General features: G+C 59.6%; 5 protein-coding genes. 1 reads left to right on the forward strand and 4 read right to left on the reverse strand.

What is annotated here, in order from left to right; translation table 11 throughout:
- The 4 genes from K1Y02_23610 to K1Y02_23625 form a co-directional block, all read right to left on the reverse strand.
- The coding region (locus tag K1Y02_23610) for a hypothetical protein (GenBank protein MBX7259370.1) at positions 1-321 on the reverse strand (321 nt) is incomplete at its 3' end.
- A 334-nt stretch (positions 322-655) separates the two neighbouring features.
- The gene (locus K1Y02_23615; protein MBX7259371.1) at positions 656-3745 is read right to left on the reverse strand and encodes an SUMF1/EgtB/PvdO family nonheme iron enzyme; all 3090 of its coding nucleotides are present in this window, start codon (positions 3743-3745) and stop codon (positions 656-658) included.
- Positions 3742-5256 carry a metallophosphoesterase gene (locus tag K1Y02_23620; protein MBX7259372.1) on the reverse strand — a complete coding sequence of 505 codons (1515 nt, stop codon included), beginning with the start codon at positions 5254-5256 and terminating at the stop codon, positions 3742-3744. Before K1Y02_23620 ends, K1Y02_23615 begins: the two co-directional genes overlap by 4 nt.
- 49 nt (positions 5257-5305) lie before the next feature.
- Entirely contained in the window at positions 5306-6808 is a 1503-nt protein-coding gene (locus K1Y02_23625; GenBank protein MBX7259373.1) for a sulfatase, read from the reverse strand.
- Positions 6809-7305: 497 nt separating this feature from the next.
- Between K1Y02_23625 and K1Y02_23630 the strand changes: the two genes are divergently transcribed.
- On the forward strand, positions 7306-7647 hold the full coding sequence (locus tag K1Y02_23630; GenBank protein ID MBX7259374.1) for a transcription initiation protein: 342 nt from the start codon (positions 7306-7308) through the stop codon (positions 7645-7647).
- Positions 7648-7727 lie beyond the last annotated feature (80 nt).

Consider the following 7727-nt stretch of genomic DNA (forward strand, 5'->3'; position numbering starts at 1 on the left):
GGCGCGCGCGACTTTCCACTGGCGTTCTTCGTTCTTGTCGACGATATCGCCGGTGTGGGTGATGAAGACGATCCGCTGGGCCTCGATGTTTGCGGCGAGCCAGGACGTGCGCGAGTCAAAGGCGGGGTTTCGTGGTGCACCGCTTTCGTCGCCCTTGCCCGTGCCCGGTCCAAGATAACGCTGCGTGTCGGGGATCACTGCGATGGTGAACGTGCCTTCCGGCGCGGGAGTCAGCGTTTCCGCACGGACTCCCATTGCCATCGCCAGCAGCGCAAGAACCCACAGCGCATTGAACATAGCGAATCGTGTGCGAACGATCATGGAATTCCCCAAATAGTATTGCTTTGTCTTCAGCCCAGTGCGCCTTAATCGCAACCGATCGCACACTATCACGCCATCAGGACGACATCAAGGCGAGACAAAGAGCTGGCCTCTATTGGCTCAGTTTACGAACAACGAACGGTGTGGTGGCCGGTGCGGGTAAGGTAATCGAGGACAACGCAGCGGAAGCAAGCCAGCGTACCGGATCATTCGCGCACGGCCGCGACTGTGCCGCAACGTTCTACTCACGTGCCGACAAGTCTGGTCTCACACGCTCATCAACGCCGAAGTGACAACCTACCCTTGGCATCGGCGGCGGCTCTGCGTGATTGCACTACAAGTACCCGATTGCTCGGAGAATGCCGCCACTTTCGGTGGAGTCGGTGCTTGGACCGCGGGGATGGTCCGGGCCTTTTACAGGCATGGTGTTGACGCGGTCAAGACCCGTCTTGCCCTTCATGTCCGCAGGCAACTCGATTGGACTCCCTGGAGCGAGTGGCCTGCCCGCGAGCCCGGCATAGTGAGGCGGGTACCGTCGAACCTTGAAGACGGCGTTCAGGAAGTGTCCCCGATCATCAACCCCAGGAGTCTCGCCTTGCGCCAAAGTCCCGCCGCGCACAACGGGATTCACGTATTTCCACACGGTCTCACCCTTTGGAGTCACTTCAAAGAACGTTCCCAACACGCCCGCGCAGATCAGGGTGTTGCCATTGGGCAACCGATCTGCGCCGGAAATCTCCGATGAATAGAAGTCGGCCTTGTTGGGCGCGGAGTAATTCCAGACTGGCGCCACGGGTCCAAAAGCGCCCGCGGTTGGCGTTGTGTAATCTCCATTGGAGTTCAATGGAGGGACGATCTCCTCAATGGACGAATACCCTCGATCGAGGCCATTATTGAAGATGAGGATGTTTCCGGCGCCGGGGCATCCGTCCGCGATCCAGTGCGCGTCATGCTGATCGAACAACTGACGGTCCGCGTCACCGCCGCGCCGATACGCCGCGGGATTTCCCCAGCGATACAACAAGTCGCCGCCCTTACCATATTTGCCGCCACTATGGCTGGCTGCCTCTTGCGTCGTGGTCGAATGATCGACGATCCAGATCTCGTTACAGCCGCGCACGCTGAGGAGAATCTGATCCAGTTTCGAGTTGTACGCAATGGAATTCATGTGATTCCAGAACGCGGGGGCGCGGCGTCCATTGCAGTTTACATCAATCCGCTCGGGATGGTCCGCAATGACGCCAAAATTCGATGCGCGTGTATCGCGGTCTTGAATCAAATGATCCCACACGTGCCACTCCCAAACGATTGCTCCGCCCTTTGGCCGCGTTGGCGCTATCTCAATGATGTAGTCCGGGTAGAGTTCGCCGTCGATAAGCACGTCCGGATCGAATCCAGCGGCAACACATTGCTCTCTGGTTCGGCGCTCGACCGCAAGCGCGAGGATATTTCCATTCGGAAGAATTGCGACGTCGTGATGCAGCATGTGCTGGTCGCTGGCGTAATCGAATTCCCACACCAGGTTGTCGTCCCAATCATACTCTTCGAGCCTGCCTCCCTCGCCGCCTCGCGTGAAACCGCGCGCGTGGGTGAAGCAACAACGCAGCAGGTTTCCGTTTTCGCGCAGATAGACGGTCTGTCCCGGCTCATACTGGCACGCGTTCCATTCGTGGATGACGCGACCCGCGTTGTCGATAAGATACGTCATAGTGCGATGCTTGGGCGCAAAGAGCGTGTAGCCAGGTGCAGCGTCTGTCCCGTTCGTGACGATACCGAGCTTGTCTTCCGACAACGCCGAGAAGTTCAACGCGGGCGCTTCGCGCGGTCCTTGCCGGGCTGGAGATCGGGGCGCTTCATCTCGCCGAGGTGGTGTGAGCGGAGGGGGGGCGTTCCTGTCATTGGGGCGGGGTTGGGCCGCCTCCAGTTCGGGCTGCGACAACACACCATTGCGGTCTGTGTCTCGTTCATCGAACTTTGCACGCTCGGCAGCAATATACTCGTCCAACGATACCGTGCCATCGCGATTGGCGTCGGTACGCTCGAATCGGTTGCGGCCTCCGGTTGCGGCCCCGCCACGCTGCTGACGTTCATCCGCGTCTATTTCGGCTTCGGTAAGCGTGCCGCTGCCATCCGTGTCGATACGCCCGAACTTCTTTCTCTCGTGGAACACGTATTCGTCCACGGTGACGGCCCCGTCACCGTTAGAGTCCGTACCTTGGAACTTTCCGGGAACACGTGGCGCACGTTCTCTCGGCGGGCGTTCCCCGCGCGGCTGCGGCGTCGGTTCGCTCTCTTTTCGCGGCGGTAACGCGGCTTGATCCTCCGCAGACCGTGCAACCCGGAATCCAATGTGATACCACCGATGGTTCGGATCGTCGGGACCGCGGAAATACGACGGGTCTCGATTGGAGAGGCGGCCGTGCCCCCATTCGCCGTTGTACCAATTTCCGCCGCGCAGCACCCGGTACGGATTCCCGTCGGGCATGGGTTGACCCGTTTCGGGCCCCGTGGGACTCAATGCGGGACTCTGCGCGTAGTAATCCGGCGCGTACCAATCGTTCACCCATTCCCAAACATTGCCCGACATATCGAACAGGCCATAGCCGTTGGCCCCGTTCGCCGTCTTGTACTCGGCTTGGTCGCCCGGCCAGCCAAATTGCGCCTTGGCGTGCGGCTCGCCGTTATAGAACCCAACCGGCGTTGTCCACGGAATAGGGCCGGTTTCGTAAGGGTCGCCCGAATCGGGCCAATTCGCTCGCGCATTGTCCGGCTCGTCGCCCCACGGAAAGATCGGATACTGCTCGTTCGCGCCGCCAAGCGCGGCATACTCCCATTCGGCTTCGCTTGGCAACCGGTACCCCGTGCGGCCGTAGTCACACCGCCAGGTTGCCGGGTCGTAGCATTGTGCGAGACCTTCCAATTCGCTGCGCCAGTTGCAGTACGCGGCAGCGCCGTTCCAACGGATACACACTACTGGGTGCTCCGCGCGGTGGTCGACAATCTCGAACCGAGTGCCGTTCAACCGAATGCTGCTGGCAGAATCGGATTCAGCGGTATCGCAAAACAACGTCTTGCCGTCTGCCGCGAAGACCTGTCCGTTTTGCACAACAATTTCTTTCGCGTCGAATTTGGCGTTAAGAAATGCGCAATACTCTTGATTGGTCGTTTCCATTGCGGCCATGTAGAACGCGGGGAGCGATACGGCATGAAGCGGCAACTCGTCGTTGCGGTGTTCGCGGCCGCCAAGATTGTGATGATCGCCCATCTCGAATGTGCCCGCCGGGATCGACACGAAACCTGACGGCGCCCCAGTGGACTGGGCCGGCGTTGGCGCCGGCGCGGGGCGTGGAGGCGGTGTGCAACCAATAAGGTGCAATATCCCTGCAAATGCCACAGCGCATGCGACTGTACGACGAAGGTTCATTTCTTGCCTGCACTTCCCATGTTTCTTTGCGACGACGGTATGCGGTATTCAAACGCCTGCTCGGCTTTCTCGCTACTGGTGTTTTTGAAAACCACATGCGTTTCCGAATTGCCGACGCTGACCCAAAGGTACCCCGGACTTGGCAGAAAGTCGCCCGACACGTAGCCATACTCACTCACCATCCGCGTGACGTTGCGGCCTCCCGGTGTCGCGGGCTGCGGCACAAGTTGATAGACGATGCCATCGAGTTCCTGTCGCGCGAAGAAATGATCGTGTCCGTGAAATACGACGCTGACGCCATATTTCTTGAGCACATCGTGAATCGGCGCGGGCCAGCCAGGCCGATGCTGCGCGAATTCGGGCGTGCCGTCCAGGTTGCGCCCGCCCCACTCGAAGAACCGCGCCGCTTCCGCGCCTCCACGCATCGCTTCATCGCCGCCACCGACGAGATTGTGAATGAACACGAACCTGAACGGCGCGTTGCTCTTCGCAAGCGTCGATTCGAGCCAACGATATTGCGTCTCTCCGAGCGAGCGTTCCCAAAACGCGGCGGGCCCTTTGGAACGCGACGTTGTGAACCAATACGGATCGAGCACGACAGAGAGCGCATTTCCCCATTCCCACGAATAGTAGTCCTGCAACAGCCCCAGCGGGTCCGTGGGCATGTTGTTGCCGGTGTAGAAACCGTTCGGCAGTGGGTTCGGAAAATATCGTCGGCGCATCGCGTTCGACCAACCCGGCATCGAATCGCCCTTGCCGTAAAACCGCGATCCCGTTTCGCCGTCGTGGTTTCCCAAGACCAGGAACACCGGCGCCGAGTGCCCCACCAGGCCCAAATAGTATCGCTGCGCAAGGTACTGCGATTGCGCTGTTGCGAACTGCTGACCGCGCTTGTCTGTCATGAACGTGTCGCCGAGGTCGATGTGGAAATCGGGCGCGTCTGCCTGCACGGCGCGGAGGGTATTGGTGTACAGTGACGCCGCTTGCGGATCGTCGAGGTGTGAGTCCGCCTGAACCGTAAACGTAAACTCGCTGCCGCGACTGCGCTGCGTTTGGAAACGGCGGGGTCCATCGGCGGTGTAATCAGTCGCACCAGCGCGCCGCCAGTTGAAGCAATAGCTGTATGCTTGGTTGGGGCGCAGCTTGGTCAAAACAACTTCCACGGGCTCGCCGGCCCGGAATCGCTGGGGCGCGCTCTCTTGATCAAGCTTACTCGGATCGCTTCCGTACGAAAAGAAACCTTCGATTTCGGCGTAGGACAGGACGCTCGCGGTAATCGCATCTGCCGTGGGACGTCCAAGGATTATGTCAAAGTCGTGGGCGGGCACGTCCGTGTAGAACGTCGACGCCTTCTTCTGGTCCGGGTTGTGTTGCGGTCCGCCGGGCCCCCGGTTGCCGGGCGGTCGATTGCCGCGCCGCCTCGTGTCCGGCGCTACGACACTATCTTGCGCAGCGGCTGCCCACGGCGCGAACAACATCAACCCCACTGCACGTCGACGCGATATCTTCATGAATCAGTCCTGTCTGAACTGCTGGATGCCAATTCCATGAGCGCGCCCGTTAACGAATGGCATTTCGTTTTCCGCCTTTCTTCTCATCCTTCTGCTTGCCGGGCGGCCTCGGGCGATCTTGATATTGCGGGACATCGCTCGTCCCCGTTGACGCTGCCGCGTTCCGCGTCGGCATTTGCGCACTCATTGCCTTAAGATACTCGTCCATGGTCCGTGCCAGTGTGTCGGTTCTTTCTGGTTCGACAGCGGCCAGGTCGCGCTTTTCCCCGATATCTTCCGCTAGATTGAACAGCAATCGCTTGTCCGTCTCGTAGAAGTGAATCAATTTGTAGTTGCCCGCGATTATCGCCGTGCCGGGGCCATTGGGGTCGTGGTCGTAATGGGGAAAGTGAAAGACGAAGTAGTCGAACGGTCTCTTGACAGCGCCCGTGCCGCCATTATTCAGCACACCGCGCAGACTGCCTCCTTCCACACCCTTGGGCAGGGGCTCCTTGGATCCGGCAAGGTCCAGAAACGTTGGATAGAAGTCATGTCCGATGACCGGCGTCGTTGATGCGCTCCCCGCCTCGATTCCAGGACCGCGAACAATCAAGGGAACGCGAATACCGCCCTCCCACAAGGTGCCCTTTCCTTCGCTGAGTGGCGCATTCTCGTTCCTGCCCTGGGTTCCATGGTCCGTCGTGTAGACGACGTACGTGTTGTCCGCGATCTTCAATTCATCCAACGCCGCCAGCAACTTGCCAATTGTCGTGTCCATTTCTTCGACCGCCGCGTGCGCGCTGGCAATACGGGGGTCGGTTATCCCCGTCCGTTTCATGAAGGCGTCGAGCACATCGGGCGAAACGTCCTCCTGATTGCGCGCGCTGTAATGCGAGAGTTGAAGGTAGAACGGCTTACCTGCCTGGACCTGGCGCCGCGCAAATGCAATGCCTCGATCGGTGATTTCGTGCGCCGCGAGCGGATTGGGCTTGTCGTTGCCACCCGGACCACGATTACTCGTTGGACCGTCGCTCTCGTCAAATCCATGCCGCGACGGGTCGGCGTGACCAACGTGCCATTTGCCGAAATGCGCGGTGGCGTACCCTTCGGCGCGCAATGATTCCGCGACTGTCATCTCCGATTCGGGAAGTTCCAGCAAACAATGCGGAGGGACGATTGGAGTCGCGGCCGCGTTGGGCCGGCGGCGGGTGCCGCCGTCGTCCGTCACGAAAGTCATGTGCAATTGGGCCGGCGACTTGCCGGTAAGAATGGCCGCGCGCGACGGCGTGCACCGGGGTGACGATGCGTAGGCGCGCGAGAATCGCATGCCTTGCTCCGCCAACCGCGTAAGAGCCGGAGTCTGTGCGACCTCGCTCTTACTGTCGGCCCGGGCCGGGTCCGATAGCACGGACGTACTCGACCACCCATGCGCCTCCGAAAGGATCATCACAAAATTCGGCGCTCGGTTACCGGTTTCCGCGCCGATGCCCTCGGCGCGCTGTAGATGACACCCTGCTGCTCCCAAAGCCGCAGCGGCTGCAATAAACTGGCGCCGGCTAATTCGATCTGGCATAGGTGCTGGTCCGCCAACTGTTCGTGTTCTGATGTCAATCCCGTGCTGATCCAGCTAAACACCGATTGGATTGATAAGTTCCCTTTGGGGAGGCTTGAAGGTTTCACGGCTCCGTACAGTGCGAACGCAGCGAGCTTTTGCCTGCGGATGGCATGTGACACCTGCCTATCGCAGCTTCCTTGGCCGTAATGCAATATATACCGCTACGCCTCTCCATGATCAGGAGAAACCCGAGCTGCTCAGCCCGCCGATGTCGGCATTGACGTTGAGGAAGATGCTGGATTAAGGTTTGTCGGCGTTTAACGAAGGGGAGCGGCGGACCCAGTCGCGGAACTGAGCAGCTAACGGCGTTCAAATCCGCATTAAAGAAACGGTGAAGCCGTCCCGATGACACGGCTGCTGCATCCGGTCGCCATTTCGGGTTTCGGACGGCGCAGATGCTGCGCGTTGAGCATGGCTTGTATCACTGGCCACAAGATTCCTAGAGAAAGAAGACCATGGCAAAGTATCTAATTTCATTCCCCAGCGCTGCAATGAAAGTACCCGACAATGAGTTGGAGGCGGTGGGCCGAGACGCTCATGCCGTGATACGCGAGGCGAAGGAAGCGGGCGTTTACGTCTTCGCCGGTGGTATTGATGAAAAAGTACCGCCCGTTCTCGTTTCGGCCAATGGCTCAGTTGCTGAGGGAGGCTACCCGTGGGAGCCTCCGCTCAATGGTGGATTCACTATACTTGAGCTGCCTTCAAGTAAGGAGGCCATCGCGTGGGCCGCACGTATTGCGAAAGCGTGTCGCTGTGATCAGGAGCTTCGAGTATTCGGGTTTGACCAAGAGTCGTGAGGCCGGAGTGTTGCTGTGCATTCGGCTAGTTAACATCCCAAGTGCCTATCGCTGCAATGCGGGGGGATATCTAGAAAGCG

Source organism: Candidatus Hydrogenedentota bacterium (assembly GCA_019695095.1).
GTDB lineage: Bacteria > Hydrogenedentota > Hydrogenedentia > Hydrogenedentales > SLHB01 > JAIBAQ01.